This is a genomic window from Neisseria blantyrii, from assembly GCF_962747855.1.
Taxonomy (GTDB): domain Bacteria; phylum Pseudomonadota; class Gammaproteobacteria; order Burkholderiales; family Neisseriaceae; genus Neisseria; species Neisseria viridiae.
Genome location: NZ_CAUIZY010000002.1, coordinates 112,396 through 127,638 on the forward strand (window position 1 = coordinate 112,396; position 15,243 = coordinate 127,638).

Annotated in this window: 18 protein-coding genes and 2 pseudogenes; 16 read left to right on the top strand and 4 right to left on the bottom strand. The window is 52.1% G+C overall.

Annotated features, from left to right (window positions below; translation table 11 throughout):
- The first annotated feature begins 2 nt into the window (after positions 1-2).
- Both Q9J80_RS03060 and ppk1 read left to right on the top strand, forming a co-directional pair.
- Positions 3-446 carry a murein L,D-transpeptidase gene (locus Q9J80_RS03060; protein WP_118820151.1) on the top strand — a complete coding sequence of 148 codons (444 nt, stop codon included), beginning with the start codon at positions 3-5 and terminating at the stop codon, positions 444-446.
- A 165-nt stretch (positions 447-611) separates the two neighbouring features.
- On the top strand, positions 612-2,669 hold the full coding sequence (gene ppk1 / locus Q9J80_RS03065; protein WP_301672769.1) for a polyphosphate kinase 1: 2,058 nt from the start codon (positions 612-614) through the stop codon (positions 2,667-2,669).
- Between the two features lie 416 nt (positions 2,670-3,085).
- Here the strand turns inward: ppk1 and dnaN are convergent, their stop codons facing one another.
- Both dnaN and dnaA read right to left on the bottom strand, forming a co-directional pair.
- Positions 3,086-4,189, bottom strand: coding sequence for a DNA polymerase III subunit beta (gene dnaN / locus Q9J80_RS03070; protein WP_301672768.1), 1,104 nt, complete (start codon positions 4,187-4,189; stop codon positions 3,086-3,088).
- A gap of 79 nt (positions 4,190-4,268) precedes the next feature.
- Complete coding sequence (gene dnaA, locus Q9J80_RS03075) at positions 4,269-5,825, bottom strand: chromosomal replication initiator protein DnaA (RefSeq protein WP_301672767.1); 1,557 nt, start codon at positions 5,823-5,825, stop codon at positions 4,269-4,271.
- A gap of 429 nt (positions 5,826-6,254) precedes the next feature.
- Here dnaA and rpmH point away from each other — a divergent pair, with 429 nt between their 5' ends.
- The 4 genes from rpmH to yidC all read left to right on the top strand — a co-directional run bounded on the left by rpmH (position 6,255) and on the right by yidC (position 8,862).
- Positions 6,255-6,389: a 50S ribosomal protein L34 gene (gene rpmH / locus Q9J80_RS03080; RefSeq protein ID WP_002214728.1), complete on the top strand. Its 135-nt coding sequence runs from the start codon at positions 6,255-6,257 to the stop codon at positions 6,387-6,389.
- A gap of 2 nt (positions 6,390-6,391) precedes the next feature.
- Positions 6,392-6,757, top strand: a complete 366-nt coding sequence (gene rnpA, locus Q9J80_RS03085) for a ribonuclease P protein component (RefSeq protein WP_301672766.1) — start codon at positions 6,392-6,394, stop codon at positions 6,755-6,757.
- 64 nt (positions 6,758-6,821) lie between these two features.
- Complete coding sequence (gene yidD, locus Q9J80_RS03090) at positions 6,822-7,043, top strand: membrane protein insertion efficiency factor YidD (RefSeq protein WP_002214730.1); 222 nt, start codon at positions 6,822-6,824, stop codon at positions 7,041-7,043.
- 172 nt (positions 7,044-7,215) lie between these two features.
- The gene (gene yidC / locus Q9J80_RS03095) at positions 7,216-8,862 is read left to right on the top strand and encodes a membrane protein insertase YidC (RefSeq protein ID WP_301672765.1); all 1,647 of its coding nucleotides are present in this window, start codon (positions 7,216-7,218) and stop codon (positions 8,860-8,862) included.
- Positions 8,863-8,958: 96 nt separating this feature from the next.
- Here yidC and Q9J80_RS03100 read toward each other — a convergent pair whose 3' ends face one another.
- Positions 8,959-9,684, bottom strand: coding sequence for an SAM-dependent methyltransferase (locus Q9J80_RS03100; RefSeq protein WP_301672764.1), 726 nt, complete (start codon positions 9,682-9,684; stop codon positions 8,959-8,961).
- Between the two features lie 46 nt (positions 9,685-9,730).
- Positions 9,731-10,321 carry a Maf family protein gene (locus tag Q9J80_RS03105; RefSeq protein ID WP_301666973.1) on the bottom strand — a complete coding sequence of 197 codons (591 nt, stop codon included), beginning with the start codon at positions 10,319-10,321 and terminating at the stop codon, positions 9,731-9,733.
- 147 nt (positions 10,322-10,468) lie between these two features.
- Here Q9J80_RS03105 and Q9J80_RS03110 point away from each other — a divergent pair, with 147 nt between their 5' ends.
- The 10 genes and pseudogenes from Q9J80_RS03110 to Q9J80_RS03155 form a co-directional block, all read left to right on the top strand.
- Positions 10,469-10,969, top strand: coding sequence for a YceD family protein (locus tag Q9J80_RS03110; RefSeq protein WP_301672763.1), 501 nt, complete (start codon positions 10,469-10,471; stop codon positions 10,967-10,969).
- A 33-nt stretch (positions 10,970-11,002) separates the two neighbouring features.
- The gene (rpmF, locus tag Q9J80_RS03115; protein ID WP_002214744.1) at positions 11,003-11,182 is read left to right on the top strand and encodes a 50S ribosomal protein L32; all 180 of its coding nucleotides are present in this window, start codon (positions 11,003-11,005) and stop codon (positions 11,180-11,182) included.
- 174 nt (positions 11,183-11,356) lie between these two features.
- A complete protein-coding gene (locus Q9J80_RS03120) occupies positions 11,357-11,884 on the top strand; it encodes a phosphoribosyltransferase (protein ID WP_301672762.1) in 528 nt (175 codons plus the stop codon).
- Positions 11,885-11,972: 88 nt separating this feature from the next.
- The gene (gene plsX / locus Q9J80_RS03125) at positions 11,973-13,028 is read left to right on the top strand and encodes a phosphate acyltransferase PlsX (protein ID WP_301672761.1); all 1,056 of its coding nucleotides are present in this window, start codon (positions 11,973-11,975) and stop codon (positions 13,026-13,028) included.
- Positions 13,029-13,163: 135 nt separating this feature from the next.
- Positions 13,164-13,280, top strand: a pseudogene (locus tag Q9J80_RS03130) (MafI family immunity protein); the annotation flags it as partial.
- 32 nt (positions 13,281-13,312) lie between these two features.
- Positions 13,313-13,525: a hypothetical protein gene (locus Q9J80_RS03135; protein WP_019272236.1), complete on the top strand. Its 213-nt coding sequence runs from the start codon at positions 13,313-13,315 to the stop codon at positions 13,523-13,525.
- Between the two features lie 23 nt (positions 13,526-13,548).
- Positions 13,549-13,935 (top strand): hypothetical protein, encoded by a 387-nt coding sequence (locus Q9J80_RS03140; protein ID WP_170316285.1) that lies wholly within the window; start codon positions 13,549-13,551, stop codon positions 13,933-13,935.
- Positions 13,929-14,372 (top strand): hypothetical protein, encoded by a 444-nt coding sequence (locus Q9J80_RS03145; RefSeq protein WP_107863543.1) that lies wholly within the window; start codon positions 13,929-13,931, stop codon positions 14,370-14,372. Before Q9J80_RS03140 ends, Q9J80_RS03145 begins: the two co-directional genes overlap by 7 nt.
- Positions 14,373-14,442: 70 nt before the next feature.
- Positions 14,443-14,826 (top strand): hypothetical protein, encoded by a 384-nt coding sequence (locus tag Q9J80_RS03150; protein WP_176608552.1) that lies wholly within the window; start codon positions 14,443-14,445, stop codon positions 14,824-14,826.
- Positions 14,814-15,242 (top strand): annotated as a pseudogene (locus Q9J80_RS03155) (hemagglutinin repeat-containing protein); the annotation flags it as partial. The gene Q9J80_RS03150 and the pseudogene Q9J80_RS03155, both read left to right, overlap by 13 nt.
- Position 15,243: the final 1 nt, after the last annotated feature.

Consider the following 15,243-nt stretch of genomic DNA (forward strand, 5'->3'; position numbering starts at 1 on the left):
ATATGCCGTTCCGCCTGTTTTTAGAGATATTATGCGGCCTATCGATGGTTGCCCCCGTATATGCACAGGGGCAACCGGATGCGGTCAGTGCCTATATTCAAAAGAAAAAAGTCATCGTAAACACATCCAAAGCGGAACTCTGTTTTGCCGATGACCATCAGTGCCATCCTGTCCTTATCGGCGTTTCCACACCCAAAGGAAAGTTTGATTTGACACTGAACAGCACCGACAAACCCGGATACGGCGGCGAAGTTATCGGCTTCAAACAGGAAGGCGACTTCCTGTTTGCCCTGCACCGCGTTTGGAATCAGATACCGTCGGAAAGACGGAGCGAACGTATCGCATCTTCGGTTGTGTCCGATAGGATTATGACCAACGGCTGCATCAACGTAAGCGACGCGGTATACGAAAAACTGCGCCATTATTTTGTATTGGAAGTAATTTAAACAGACGGATACCGTATATAGCGGTATCCGTTTTCACATCATGCCCCAAATCCTGATAAAAGCCATGCATATGCCGTCTGAAAAACGTTAAAAACACCTTCAAGATTTCAGGGGCATTACCTGCCTTTTCCAACAGAACAATCAGACAGCACCTAGGAGAACCTTATGCACGAACAAAACCGCATCCTCTGCCGAGAACTGAGCCTGCTGGAATTCAACCGCCGTGTTTTGGCGCAGGCAGAAGACAAAAACGTCCCCCTGCTGGAACGCCTGCGTTTCCTGTGCATCGTTTCATCCAACCTCGATGAATTCTTCGAAGTCCGCATGGCGTGGCTCAAGCGTGAAAACAAACTGCATCCCCGGCGCAAGCTGGACAACGGCAAAATGCCGTCTGAAACCATTGCGGACGTTACTAAGGCAGCACGTTCGCTGATTCGGCACCAATACGACCTGTTTAACAACATCCTTCAACCGGAACTGGCACAAGAAGGCATCTTTTTTTACCGCCGCCGAAATTGGACAGACACACAGAAAAAATGGATTGAAGACTATTTTGACCGCGAATTGCTGCCGATTCTGACCCCCATCGGCCTTGACCCCTCCCACCCGTTCCCACGCCCGCTGAACAAATCGCTGAACTTTGCCGTAGAACTCGACGGCACAGACGCATTCGGCAGACCTTCGGGTATGGCGATTGTCCAGGCACCGCGCATCCTGCCGCGCGTTGTTCCCCTGCCGTCCGAACTGTGTGGCGGCGGACACGGCTTCGTCTTCCTGTCGTCCATCCTGCACGCCCACGTCGGCAAACTTTTCCCGGGCATGAACGTCAAAGGCTGCCACCAGTTCCGCCTCACGCGCGACAGCGACTTGACCGTTGACGAAGAAGACGTGCAAAACCTCCGCGCCGCCATTCAAAACGAACTGCACGACCGCGAATACGGCGACGGCGTGCGGCTCGAAGTCGCCGACACCTGTCCCGCCTACATCCGCGACTTCCTGCTGTCGCAATTCAGGCTGACCGCCGCCGAACTCTATCAGGTCAAAGGTCCGGTCAACCTCGTGCGCCTCAACGCCGTCCCCGACCTAGTCAACCGCCCCGATTTGAAATTCCCGCCGCACACACCGGACCGTCTGAAAGCCTTGGGCAAAAACAGCCCGATCTTCGATTTGGTGCGCCAATCGCCCATCCTGCTGCACCACCCCTACCAATCCTTCGATCCCGTGGTCGATATGATACGCGAAGCCGCCGCCGACCCCGCCGTGCTTGCCGTCAAAATGACGATTTACCGCACCGGCACGCGCTCCGAACTTGTCCGCGCCCTGATGAAGGCGGCACTCGCCGGCAAACAAGTAACCGTCGTCGTCGAACTGATGGCGCGTTTTGACGAAGCCAACAACGTCAACTGGGCGAAGCAGCTCGAAGAGGCGGGCGCGCACGTCGTGTACGGCGTGTTCGGCTACAAAGTCCACGCCAAAATGGCACTGGTCATCCGCCGCGAAGACGGCGTGCTCAAGCGTTACGCCCACCTCGGCACGGGCAACTACCACCAAGGCACATCGCGCATCTACACCGACTTCGGCCTCATTACCGCCGACGAACAAATCACCGCCGATGTGAACACTTTGTTTATGGAAATCACAGGCTTGGGCAAACCCGGGCGGCTGAACAAACTCTACCAAAGTCCGTTTACCCTGCACAAAATGGTTATCGACCGCATCGCACGCGAAACCGAACACGCCAAAGCCGGCAAACCGGCGCGGATTACCGCCAAGATGAATTCGCTCATCGAACCGACCGTCATCGAAGCCCTGTATCGGGCAAGCGCGGCAGGCGTGCAAATCGATTTGATTGTGCGCGGTATGTGCACCTTGCGCCCGGGTATAAAAGGCCTGTCCGAAAACATCCGCGTCCGCTCCATCGTCGGCAGGCAGCTCGAACACGCGCGCGTGTATTGTTTCCACAACAACGGCGCGGACGATACCTTTATCTCCAGCGCGGATTGGATGGGGCGCAACTTCTTCCGCCGCATCGAAACCGCCACGCCGATTGCCGCGCCCGAACTCAAAAAACGCGTCATCCGCGAAGGTTTGGAAATGGCATTGGCAGACAATACCCACGCGTGGCTGATGCAGCCCGACGGTAGCTATATCCGCGCCGCGCCTGCCGAAGGCGAAAGCGAAGCCGACCTGCAAAACGATTTGTGGGATTTGCTCGGAGGCTGACCCGCACCGCCCCAATCAAAAACCATGCCGTCTGAAACCTTTCCGTTTCAGACGGCATGGTTTTGCAGCAATCCAAACAGGGCGGACTGGAATCAAAAACACACCTTCGCCATTTCCGCACAAGCACTTCCCCTATACGCTCCCAACCCCAATCCGCCACATTCCAGACGGCATTATAGTGGATTAACAAAAATCAGGACAAGGCGACGAAGCCGCAGACAGTACAGATAGTACGGAACCGATTTACTTGGTGCTTCAGCACCTTAGAGAATCGTTCTCTTTGAGCTAAGGCGAGGCAACGCCGTACTGGTTTAAAGTTAATCCACTATACCCTTCCGACAGCCGAACAAAACCCCGAATCCGTCTGCACGGTTCGGGGCATATCTCCAATACGGGCATCGTGTTCCGGAAAACCGTCAAATCCGCATCGGCATCACAATATATTTGAAATTCGGATTGTTCGGCACGGTAAACAGCGTCGAGCGGTTGGCATCGCCGAAGGCAAGCTGCATATCGTCGGAATGGATGTTGCGCAACACGTCCATCAGATAGCCGATATTGAAACCGACTTCGAGTTCGCCGCCCTGATAGGCGATTTCGATTTCTTCGCGCGCTTCTTCCTGCTCGTTGTTGCTGCACACGACACTCAACAGCCCGGGTTGCAGGAACAGGCGCGCGCCACGGAATTTTTCGTTGGCAAGAATGGACACACGTTCCAACGCGCCCAACAATTCCGCCCTCGACAACACGAAAATCTTGTCGTTATCCAAAGGAATCACACGGTTGAAATCAGGGAATTTGCCGTCAATGACTTTGCTGACGATGGTTGTGCCGTTGCAACGGAAGCGAACCTGCTTGTCCAAGAGTTCCACCTGAATCGGATCGGACGGATTATTCAACAGTTTGAAAAGCTCCAAAACCGTTTTGCGCGGCAAAATCACTTCGGCGCGCGGCAAATCCGCATCAATCGCGCAGGCTGCATAGGCAAGGCGGTGTCCGTCGGTCGCCACAAGGCGCAACTGGCTGCCCTCAACCTGCATCAGCAGACCGTTGAGATAATAGCGGATGTCCTGCACCGCCATACTGTATTGAACCTGTGAAAGCATGGACTTGAAGGCTTCCTGTTCCAACTCGAAAACGGCACTGACATCCTCGCCGATATTCATTTGCGGAAAATCGGCGGCAGGCAGGGTCTGCAGGGCAAAACGCGATTTGCCCGCCTTCAGCGTCAGACGGCTGTCGTCCCAATCCAGCGACACCAGCGCACCGGCAGGCAGCGCGCGCAAAATGTCCTGAAATTTCTTGGCATTGGTGGTGATGCGGAAGTCGCCCGCGCCGCCCTCGGGACCCGCAGTGTCGATTTGGATTTCCAAATCGGTTGCCAAAAGCTGGGTCTGCCCGCCCCTGCCCCCAATCAGGACGTTGGACAGGATGGGCAGGGTGTGGCGGCGTTCGACGATGCCGGTAACGGCTTGCAGCGGCTTGAGCAGGCTGTCGCGTTCGGCTTGTAAAATCAACATTTTCGCTCCTTAAATCGGTTGGATTTCTTACCTTTCAGACGGCATGGGCAATGTCATGCCGTCTGAAAGGCGTGTCTGGTCAGTTTTGAATCAAAATCAGCAGTTTCTCATAATCCTGCGCCAACTCGGGGTCTTCCTCGCGCAGTTTCGCCACCGCCCTGATGCCGTGCATGACGGTCGTATGGTCGCGTCCGCCGAACGAATCGCCGATAGACGGCAGGCTCAAAGTGGTCAGTTCTTTGGTCAGGCTCATGGCAACCTGACGCGGACGGGCAATGTTGCGCGTGCGTTTTTTGCCGAGTACGTCGCTGATTTTGATGCGGTAATATTTCGCCACCGCATCGATGATGATGTCGGCGGTGATGACTTTGTGCTTCTCGGCAATAATGTCCTGCAAAGCGGTACGCGCCAAATCGATGTCGATGACGGGACGGTTCATAAAGCGGCTGCTCGCTCCGACACGGTTGAACGCGCCTTCAAGCTCGCGCACGTTGGAACGGATCAGATTGGCAATGAACAGCGCGGCTTCGTCTTCGATACTGATGCCCGCCGCCTCTGCCTTTTTCTGCAAAATGGCGATGCGCATTTCCAATTCGGGCGGCTCAAGTTCCAAAGTCAGCCCCCAAGAGAAACGCGATTTGAGGCGGTCGTCCATACCTTCGATTTTGGCGGGTAAAACATCGCAAGTGAGGATGAGCTGTTTTTTCTCGTTGTGGAAATGGTTGTACAGATAGAAAAACTCTTCCATCGTACGGTCTTTGCCTTTGATGAACTGGATGTCGTCGATAATCAGCAGGTCGTATTGCTTGTATTGCTGTTTGAACACGTCGTAAGTGTTGTTGCGCACGGCTTTCATGAAGCTGCGGATATAATCGTCCGAATGCATATAGCGCACTTTGGCATCGGGACGGTTTTTCAAGAGCTCGTTGCCGATGGCTTGCACCAGGTGGGTTTTGCCCAAACCCGTGCTGCCGTACAGGAAAAACGGGTTATAACTCTGTCCCGGACTTTCCGCTATCGCCTGCGCGGCGGCAGCTGCAAGGCGGTTGCCCTTGCCTTCGACCAATGTGCCGAACGTGTAATCGCGCGACAGGTTGGTCTGCTCGTAACGCGCCTCTTCCGCACCGGCCTGCGCGTCCGTCCGTGCTTTGGCAACTGCCGCCGATTCCGGACGGGAAGCAGATTCGGCAGTATGGCGCGGCTCATGCGGGAGGTTTTTCATACGTTCTGCCAAAATATCCGCCGCCGTTTTCGACGCAGCGGGTTTGACAGGCTCTTCAGACGGCAGCTCGTCCAACAGAACCTCCTGCACGGACATTCCCTCCGACACCGCGTGCAAGGACGGCTCGGCAGGTTCGACAGCACCTTCAACCGCCGCCATCTCATAACGCACGCCTTCTCCCGGTTTGAATACGAAGGCGGAACGGCCGGCAGCCAACTCTTCCCTCACTGCTTCTATTTTTCCGGCAAACTGGCTCTTGAGCATATTGCAGGCAAACTGGTTCTTGCCGTACACCACCCATACGCCACACTCCTCACCGACGGTAAGGGGCGCAATCCATTGCGCAAACTGCCCGTGAGGCAACATATCGTGAAGACGGCGGAGGCACAGCGGCCAAAACTCTGCTAATGTCATGGATAGGCTCGAATCGGTAAAAATGTTTCAACACACAGGGCGACACATAAAGCGTCGCCCTGTGTGTTGCCCTGATTTGGAAGGGGTTACGCCGCCCCTCTCAAATAAATTCTGATTCTACCGCCCTAAAAGGCGGGGTTTCAACCGAAAAGGAAATACGATGAAATCGAAAATAAAGAAAATATAATATTTTCAAAAAGAAAACAAATCTTCTGAACGCGCATCGGTTCAAAATGCAGCGAACCGATTATACCGACTCGCCGACATTTTATCCACAACCCGTGCAAAAATTTATCCACAGAAAGGTGGCAGAAATCCGCAGGCAATCGAGCAATCCTCCTGCAAAGTTTCTATATTGATTGACAAAAACGGCAAATTGGAGTGTAATTCACGGTTTAATTATCTACCCATTCTATTTTAGGAAACATCATGAAACGCACTTATCAACCTTCCGTTACCAAACGCAAACGCACCCACGGCTTCCTGGTGCGCTCCAAAACACGCGGCGGCCGCGCAGTACTGGCAGCACGCCGTGCCAAAGGCCGCAAACGCCTGGCGGTGTAATTTTGGACTACCGCTTCGGAAGGCAGTACCGCTTGTTGAAAACGGATGATTTTTCATCCGTTTTTGCATTCAGAAACCGCCGCAGCCTCGACTTCCTGCAAGTTGCGCGTTCCGACGGCAACGGGGCGGGGCATCCCCGCATCGGTCTGGTGGTCGGCAAAAAAACCGCCAAACGCGCCAACGAGCGGAACTATATGAAACGCGTCATCCGCGACTGGTTCAGGTTGAACAAAAACAATCTTCCGCCGCAGGATTTCGTCGTGCGCGTCCACCGTAAATTCGACAGGGCTACCGCAAAACAGGCAAGGACGGAACTGGCACAACTCATGTTCGGCAACCCCGCAACCGAATGCGGGAAACGGGTATGATTAAAACGGTACTCTACAGGCAAGGTTCAGACGGCAACGGGTTTCCCATACAAGGAACATCCCGATGAATTTCCTATTGTCCAAACTCCTGCTGGGACTGATACGGTTTTACCAATACTGCATCAGCCCGCTGATTCCGCCCCGCTGCCGCTATACGCCGACCTGTTCGCAATACGCGGTCGAAGCGGTCAAAAAATACGGCGCATTCAAAGGCGGCAGGCTCGCCATCAAGCGCATTGCACGCTGCCACCCTTTCGGCGGACACGGACACGACCCCGTTCCCTGACCCGACGCAATATTCAAATTGCACGCTTTCCTTTTATTTCCCATCGGTTTCTATATAATGCCGTCTGAACCTTCGGGCTGGCGGTACGACCGTCGGGTATGAAGCCCGCCCTTATTCCCCGTCTATCGGAACACGCAACCTGCGGCATTTCCGACCATTCAGGAAACTCTATATGGATTTTAAAAGACTCACGGCGTTTTTCGCCATCGCGCTGGCGATTATGATCGGCTGGGAAAAAATGTTCCCCGCCCCCCAAACCGCGCCCGCGCCCGGACAAGCCGCGCAGCAACAGCGGCAAACCGCCGCAACCGCTTCCGCCGAAGCCGCGCTCGCGCCCGCAACGCCGATTACCGTAACGACCGACACGGTTCAAGCCGTCATTGATGAAAAAAGCGGCGACCTGCGCCGGCTGACCCTGCTCAAATACAAGGCAACCGGCGACGAAAACAAACCGTTCGTCCTGTTTGGCGACGGCAAAGAATACACCTACGTAGCCCAATCCGAACTGCTGGACGCGCAAGGCAACAACATTCTGAAAGGCATCGGCTTTAGCGCACCGCAAAAACAGTACACCCTCAACGGCGACTCAGTCGAAGTCCGCCTGAGCGCGCCTGAAACCAACGGTCTGAAAATCGACAAAGTCTATACCTTCACCAAAGGCAGCTACTTGGTCAACGTCCGTTTCGACATCGCCAACGGTAGCGGTCAAACCGCCAACCTGAGTGCGGACTACCGCATCGTCCGCGACCACAGCGAACCCGAGGGTCAAGGCTACTTTACCCGCTCTTACGTCGGCCCTGTTGTTTACACCCCTGAAGGCGACTTCCAAAAAGTCGGCTTCTCCGACTTGGACGACGATGCGAAATCCGGCAAATCCGAGGCCGAATACATCCGCAAAACCCCGACCGGCTGGCTCGGTATGATCGAACACCACTTTATGTCCGCTTGGATTTTGCAGCCCAAAGGCGGACAAAGCGTCTGTACCGCAGGCGACTGCCGTATCGACATCAAACGCCGCAACGACAACCTGTATAGCACCAGCGTCAGCGTGCCTTTAGCCGCTATCCAAAACGGCGCGAAATCCGAAGCCTCCATCAACCTCTACGCCGGCCCGCAGACCACATCCGTTATCGCAAACATCGCCGACAAACTGCAACTGGCAAAAGACTACGGCAAAGTACACTGGTTCGCCTCCCCGCTCTTCTGGCTTCTGAACCAACTGCACAACATCATCGGCAACTGGGGCTGGGCGATCATCGTTTTAACCATCATCGTCAAAGCCGTCCTCTATCCGCTGACCAACGCCTCCTACCGTTCGATGGCGAAAATGCGTGCCGCCGCGCCCAAACTGCAGGCCATCAAAGAAAAATACGGCGACGACCGTATGGCGCAACAGCAGGCGATGATGCAGCTTTACAAAGACGAAAAAATCAACCCGCTGGGCGGCTGCCTGCCTATGCTGTTGCAAATCCCCGTCTTCATCGGATTGTACTGGGCATTATTCGCCTCTGTAGAATTGCGCCAGGCACCTTGGCTGGGCTGGATTACCGACCTCAGCCGCGCCGACCCCTACTACATCCTGCCCATCATTATGGCGGCAACGATGTTCGCCCAAACCTATCTGAACCCGCCGCCGACCGACCCAATGCAGGCGAAAATGATGAAAATCATGCCTTTGGTTTTCTCCGTGATGTTCTTCTTCTTCCCTGCCGGCTTGGTGCTCTACTGGGTGGTCAACAACCTCCTGACCATCGCCCAGCAGTGGCACATCAACCGCAGCATCGAAAAACAACGCGCCCAAGGCGAAGTCGTTTCTTGATAAAAGCTTAGGCAACGCAAAGGCCGTCTGTTGTTCAGACGGCCTTTTTTATTCCCCCCCAAACAAATACAGTTTGAGATTTAACCCAATACAGTTTTAAGCGGCATGAAGCACAAAAATCGTCGGGCGTTTTTTCAAATTCGGCATTTCTTTTCTTTTCCGCCACTGCGCAATTGTCTGACTGATGATTTCCTGTGTCGGCAAGGTTAAGTCCGTGGCCACGCATAATCGCATTTCAGGATGCAGGTTTTCCACCGCATCAGCCAACAACGCATCGTTGCGATACGGCGTTTCGATAAACAGCTGCGTTTCATTCTGCTGGCGCGACCGTTGCTCCAAAGCCTTCAGACGCTGAATACGCTCATTTTTTTCAGACGGCAGATAACCCTTAAACGCAAAGTTCTGCCCGTTCGCACCCGAAGCCATCAAAGCCAGCAGCAGGCTGGAAGGCCCGACCAGCGGACGCACTTCAAAACCGTGTTTATGCGCCAACGCCACCAGATTCGCACCCGGATCGGCAACGGCCGGACAACCCGCCTCGCTGACGATGCCCATACTGCGCCCTTCCTGCAAAGGCTTCAGCAATTCCGGCAAAGTCTTCAAATCCGTGTGTTCATTCAGCGTTTGCAGATTCAGTTCGCGGATAGGCGTAGTCACGCCCAAATGTTTCAAGTGCGCACGCGCCGTTTTTTCCGCTTCCACGACAAAATCCGTCAGCCCGACAACCGCCCGTTGTTCATGCGGCAGCAGGCACGGCGTGTCCGGCGTACCCAAAGGCGTAGGAATCAAATACAAAACAGCAGCCATCATTCCCTCACTCATCGGTTAAAAATGCCGTCCGAACCCTTCAGACGGCACAAACGGGCAGTTACAGAACCTCCACGCCCTCATTCTTCAAAAAATCGACCAGACGGAAAACCGGCAAACCGATTAAAGCATTCGGATCGGTGCTTTCAATCCGTTCGATCAACAGCGCGCCCAAACCCTCGCTTTTCGCCGCACACGAACAATAAACCGCATCCGGCTCGCGCTCCAAATAGCGGAGGATGTGCAGCTCGTCCAGCTGCCTCATCACGACCACCGTCTTATCGATATGCCGCTGCATCCTGCCCGTAACCGTATTCAACAGCACGACCGCGCTGTAAAACTCAATCTCCCTGCCGCTCAGATGCATCAGCATCTTTTGCGCGTTGGCAAGGTTCATCGGCTTGCCCCACTGCCTGCCGTCGCACCACGCCACCTGGTCCGCACCGACAATCAACGCCTCGGGGAAACGCCCTGCCAACGACCTCGCCTTACCCTCGGCAAGGCGTAATGCCGTCTGAGGGGCAGACTCCCCCAACATCGGCGTTTCGTCAAAATCGGGGGATGCCGCCTGAAAGGCAATGCCGAGCCTTTCCATCTGTTCGCGGCGGAAAACCGAACTCGTACCCAAAATCAAAGGCAGTTCCAAACCCATCCCATCCTCCTTACCGTTGAAAACACACTCAAACGGGCGTTAAAATCCAGCCATGCGCCGAAACACGGATACTCGCCTTCGGCGTACCGCAACATTTTTCTTAAAAATATTGACGTTAGAACATCTAAATTATATCATACCCCGTTTATGTCAGACCCTAATTTGATTGACCCGGAAATTTTTGCCGCCGAAGGGCAGAACCTGCAAGGCAGTTTTCTGCTGGAAGAATTGGACGAGCGAGTCAGTTTGCACGATTATCCCGCCGACAGGCAGACCAAAATATCGTTTACACTGACCGGCGGTCGCGACCGGCTGCAACGCCTGTTCCTCGACCTGAACGTCAAAGCCGATATGCCCCTGATTTGCCAGAGATGTATCAAACCCATGCCGTTCATGCTCGATGAAAGCAGCCGTATCGTCCTGTTTTCCGACGAAGAGTCCTTGGACGAATCCATGCTTGCCGACGAAGAACTCGAAGGCATACTGATTGAAAAAGAACTCGACGTGCGCGCATTGGTAGAAGACCAAATCCTGATGTCCCTGCCCTTTTCGCCGCGACACGGACACTGCGGCAATACCCTTCCGGAATCCGCCAACCAAGACAAACCCAACCCCTTTGCTGTTTTGGCAGGTTTGAAAAGCAGTTAATTAGGACACAGTTTATTTATCTAGGAGCTTGAAATGGCCGTTCAACAAAACAAAAAATCCCCTTCCAAACGCGGTATGCACCGTTCGCACGACGCACTGACCGCGCCCGCACTGTCTGTCGACAGCACAACCGGCGAAGTGCACCGCCCGCACCACATCTCCCCCAACGGTATGTACCGCGGCCGCAAAGTGGTCAAAGCCAAAGGCGAATAATCCCTATTCGACTGACTGAAAAAGCCAGAACATTGCCATGCAATTACTGGCTTTTTTTGCATTGGACGCGCCATCCGTCCAAACTTTCGCCATACGTCAACACACAGGGGCAAAGCGTTCCGTATAATACTCCGTGAAAATATTCCAAAAGCCCCAACCACCAAGGAAATTCCGATGAAACAGAAAATCTGGTACACCTACGATGACATCCACCGCGTCATCAAAGCATTGGCAGAAAAAATCCGGAACTCCGGCGTCAAATACGATGCCATGATCGCTATCGGCGGGGGCGGCTTTATTCCGGCACGTATGCTGCGCTGTTTTCTGGAAATTCCGATTTATGCCGTAACCACCGCCTATTACGACAGCGACAACGAAGGACAGGTTACCGAAGAAGTCAAAAAAGTCCAATGGCTAGACCCCGTCCCCGAAGCTCTGCGGGGCAAAAACGTGCTCGTCGTCGATGAAGTGGACGACAGCCGCGTAACCATGGAGTTCTGCCTGAAAGAACTGCTCAAAGAAGACTTCGGCACTGTCGGCGTCGCCGTACTGCACGAAAAAATCAAAGCCAAAGCAGGCAAAATCCCCGAAGGCATTCCCTATTTCAGCGGCATCACCGTAGAAGACTGGTGGATCAACTATCCGTGGGACGCACCCGACATCGACGAACACAACCGCCTTGCCGAGGCCGGCCGAGGCTGACCCTTTCAGACGGCATATTTTCCGAACCGATGCCGTCTGAAGCCCGCACGACCCCTGCCGCAGACAGAAAACCTACCGGAGAAACCCTATGATTACATTGGCCGTAGATGCCATGGGCGGCGACCAAGGACTTGCCGTTACCGTACCCGGCGCAACCGCATTCCTCCAAGCACACCCCGATGTCCGCCTGATTATGACCGGCGACGAAACGCAGCTGCGCCAAGCCCTGACCGAGGCAGGCGCACCGATGGAACGCATCGACATCTGCCATACCACCCAAGTTGTCGGCATGGACGAAGCGCCGCAATCCGCCCTGAAAAACAAAAAAGACTCCTCCATGCGCATCGCCGTCAACCAAGTTAAAGAAGGCAAAGCCCAAGCCGCCGTATCCGCAGGCAACACGGGCGCGCTCATGGCAACCGCACGCTTCGTCCTCAAGACCATACCCGGCATCGAACGCCCCGCCATCGCCAAATTCCTTCCTTCCGACACCGACCACGTTACCCTCGCCCTCGACCTCGGCGCAAACGTCGACTGCACGCCCGAACAGCTCGCCCAATTTGCCGTTATCGGCAGCGAACTCGTCCACGCACTCCATCCTCAAAAAGGACAGCCGCGCGTCGGGCTGGTCAACGTCGGCACAGAAGACATCAAAGGTACGGACACCGTCAAACAAACCTACAAACTGCTGCAAAACAGCAAACTCAACTTTATCGGCAACATCGAAAGCAACGGCATCCTCTACGGCGAAGCAGATGTCGTCGTCGCCGACGGCTTTGTCGGCAACGTCATGCTCAAAACCATCGAAGGCGCGGTCAAATTCATGAGCGGAGCCATCCGCCGCGAATTCCAAAGCAATCTGTTCAACAAACTCGCCGCTATCGCCGCCCTGCCCGCCCTCAAAGGGCTGAAAAACAAACTCGACCCGCGCAAATTCAACGGAGCCATCCTGCTCGGGCTGCGCGGCATCGTCATCAAAAGCCACGGCGGCACAGACGAAACCGGTTTCCGCTATGCCCTCGAAGAAGCCTACCATGAAGCCAAGTCTGCCAGCCTTTCCAAAATCGAACAAGGCGTAGCCGAACAGCTCGCCGCACTCGAAACTGCCAAAGCCGCCCAAAACGAAAATGCCGGCGGTCTGTAACACGCACGATGCCGTCTGAACGCCCCCGCCCCTTTCAGACGGCATCCGCCCGCACCAAACCTGCGGGTGCGGACGGCGATGCGCCTGTCCGGCACTTCCCAAATATCGCCTTGTAAAATAAGGAGTATTTGAAAAATGAAGACATTAGAAAAACGGATGAAAGCTCTAGACAAACGGATGATGAAGTTCGGAAAATCCCTTGAAGGCAGGCTTGATGCCCGTCTGATTGAATCCGCATTGGATTATATTCATTTGTAGAGGGTTTTGCTGGAACACACGATTTTATGGGCGGTCAAATGTGGGGCTTTTATCGTGGAAAAGACGCAGGCTATGAACAGGGTAATACCACTCTTGACCGAAGAACTACTAACAAAAAAGACGCAATAGGTTCATCAGTAACAGCCGCCGTCGCCATTCCTGTCGCCGCACCGTTTGCTATTGCTGATATAGTCGATCAGGATTTTATCCAAGCGATTATGAAAATTACTGGTCATTGATTATCTATATATTGGTGGTTGTTATGAAATGCTATATTAAAGTTGTCATTATTGTTTTTATAATGGTAATGACAACTTCTTGTAATCCTTGCTTTTTTGCAACTTCTTCTTGTGATTATTCTTTTAGAAAAAACTATCCTATAAATAGCGACGATGAATATTATGTTAAGAATAATACGAGCAAAGAAACAAGAATTGCGGATTTACGCTATTGTATTTCTTATGCATGTCCAGAAGTTTATCAAAAATATCAACTACCAGATGAAAATGGAGATTATAGGGAGATTATTCGTAGAAAATATAAAGATGATTATAAAAAGGGCTATAAGAATGCAGATGATGTCATGACATGCTACGGAAAGATTGGAGAATGCATGAAAAATAATAAAGGATATTCAACAAAATGGTAATGTTCCGCTTATTATCAACAGCCCTTGTATTGTTGATAATGCAGGGCTGTTATTACACAACTATTGATAATGAAAAATGCTTTGTTGCCCCACAAAGCGTTCATTGTCCTGTAAGTTCTGATATTGAAAATGTTATTAGAAAAAATCCTAATAAAAGCATAAATCAAGTTAGGAGTGATATTAAATATTGTGTTAATATGTATTTTTCCAATATACGGGAATTAAATATTCCGCAAGATTTTGATAATTACATTTTCATACTTAAAGAAAAAGGTATTCCAAGAAATGATAAGGAATTGGCTTATAATGCAGTTAGAAATATGCACATTATTTGTTTGAGTTCTTTGGGTGGTTATGATTATTATCAAAAAACCGCAGAATTTCAGAAAATAGATTATAAAAAAGAAATGGAGAAATTGTTAAATGAAAACCATTAAATTTGCTATTGCCGATATAGTTGATAGCGACTTTATCCAAGTGATTATGAAATTAAGTGGGCATTGATTTATGATTACGCGTTGTTTTAAAGTTGTCATTATTGTTTTTATAATGGTAATGACAACTTCTTGTAATCCTTGCTTTTTTGCAACTTCGTCTTGTCATTATCCTTTTGATGATATGACGACAAGAGCAAACAACGATATTGAATATTTTGTTAAAAATAATACGACTAACGAACAACGAATTGATGATTTCAGAAGTTGCCTTTCCGTTGCTTGTCCTGAAATATATAAATTATATCAATTACCTGATGAAAAGGGTAATTATCAATATATTATAAAAAAATATTATGATAATAAATACAATGATAATGCAGTCAAATCGATAAATTGTATTGGGGATAATGCAAGATGTATGCTTAATAATAAAGGATATTCAACAAAATGGTAATAATGGGTTACGGCGTTTCAGGCAGTGTGAGTTATAGCAAGTCCAAAGTGAATGCGGATTATGCGTCTGTGAATGAGCAAAGCGGCATATTTGCGGGTGAAGACGGTTATCAAATCAACATCAAAGGACACACCGACCTCAAAGGCGGACTCATCACCTCCACCCAAAGCGCGGAAGATAACGGCAGAAACCAATTCGCCACCGACACACTCAGCTTCAGAGACATCCAAAACCACAGCCATTACGAAGGCGAAAGTTTCGGTATTGGCACCGATGGCAATGTCAAAGGTGGCTGGATGGGTAACGCCAAAGACGGTCTATCTGCCAGCATAGGTTACGGCAAGGACAACGACAGCCAAAACAGCATCACCCGCAGCGGCATCAACACCCAAAATATCCAAATCAGTGACGAAGCCG

Bases quoted from the DNA above. Each gene is read 5' to 3' on its own strand.
- Q9J80_RS03060 (WP_118820151.1), top strand. From the start codon at position 3: ATGCCGTTCCGCCTGTTTTTAGAGATATTATGCGGCCTATCGATGGTT.
- ppk1 (WP_301672769.1), top strand. From the start codon at position 612: ATGCACGAACAAAACCGCATCCTCTGCCGAGAACTGAGCCTGCTGGAA.
- dnaN (WP_301672768.1), bottom strand. From the start codon at position 4,189: ATGTTGATTTTACAAGCCGAACGCGACAGCCTGCTCAAGCCGCTGCAA.
- dnaA (WP_301672767.1), bottom strand. From the start codon at position 5,825: ATGACATTAGCAGAGTTTTGGCCGCTGTGCCTCCGCCGTCTTCACGAT.
- rpmH (WP_002214728.1), top strand. From the start codon at position 6,255: ATGAAACGCACTTATCAACCTTCCGTTACCAAACGCAAACGCACCCAC.
- yidD (WP_002214730.1), top strand. From the start codon at position 6,822: ATGAATTTCCTATTGTCCAAACTCCTGCTGGGACTGATACGGTTTTAC.
- yidC (WP_301672765.1), top strand. From the start codon at position 7,216: ATGGATTTTAAAAGACTCACGGCGTTTTTCGCCATCGCGCTGGCGATT.
- Q9J80_RS03100 (WP_301672764.1), bottom strand. From the start codon at position 9,684: ATGAGTGAGGGAATGATGGCTGCTGTTTTGTATTTGATTCCTACGCCT.
- Q9J80_RS03105 (WP_301666973.1), bottom strand. From the start codon at position 10,321: ATGGGTTTGGAACTGCCTTTGATTTTGGGTACGAGTTCGGTTTTCCGC.
- Q9J80_RS03110 (WP_301672763.1), top strand. From the start codon at position 10,469: ATGTCAGACCCTAATTTGATTGACCCGGAAATTTTTGCCGCCGAAGGG.
- rpmF (WP_002214744.1), top strand. From the start codon at position 11,003: ATGGCCGTTCAACAAAACAAAAAATCCCCTTCCAAACGCGGTATGCAC.
- Q9J80_RS03120 (WP_301672762.1), top strand. From the start codon at position 11,357: ATGAAACAGAAAATCTGGTACACCTACGATGACATCCACCGCGTCATC.
- plsX (WP_301672761.1), top strand. From the start codon at position 11,973: ATGATTACATTGGCCGTAGATGCCATGGGCGGCGACCAAGGACTTGCC.
- Q9J80_RS03135 (WP_019272236.1), top strand. From the start codon at position 13,313: ATGGGCGGTCAAATGTGGGGCTTTTATCGTGGAAAAGACGCAGGCTAT.
- Q9J80_RS03140 (WP_170316285.1), top strand. From the start codon at position 13,549: ATGAAATGCTATATTAAAGTTGTCATTATTGTTTTTATAATGGTAATG.
- Q9J80_RS03145 (WP_107863543.1), top strand. From the start codon at position 13,929: ATGGTAATGTTCCGCTTATTATCAACAGCCCTTGTATTGTTGATAATG.
- Q9J80_RS03150 (WP_176608552.1), top strand. From the start codon at position 14,443: ATGATTACGCGTTGTTTTAAAGTTGTCATTATTGTTTTTATAATGGTA.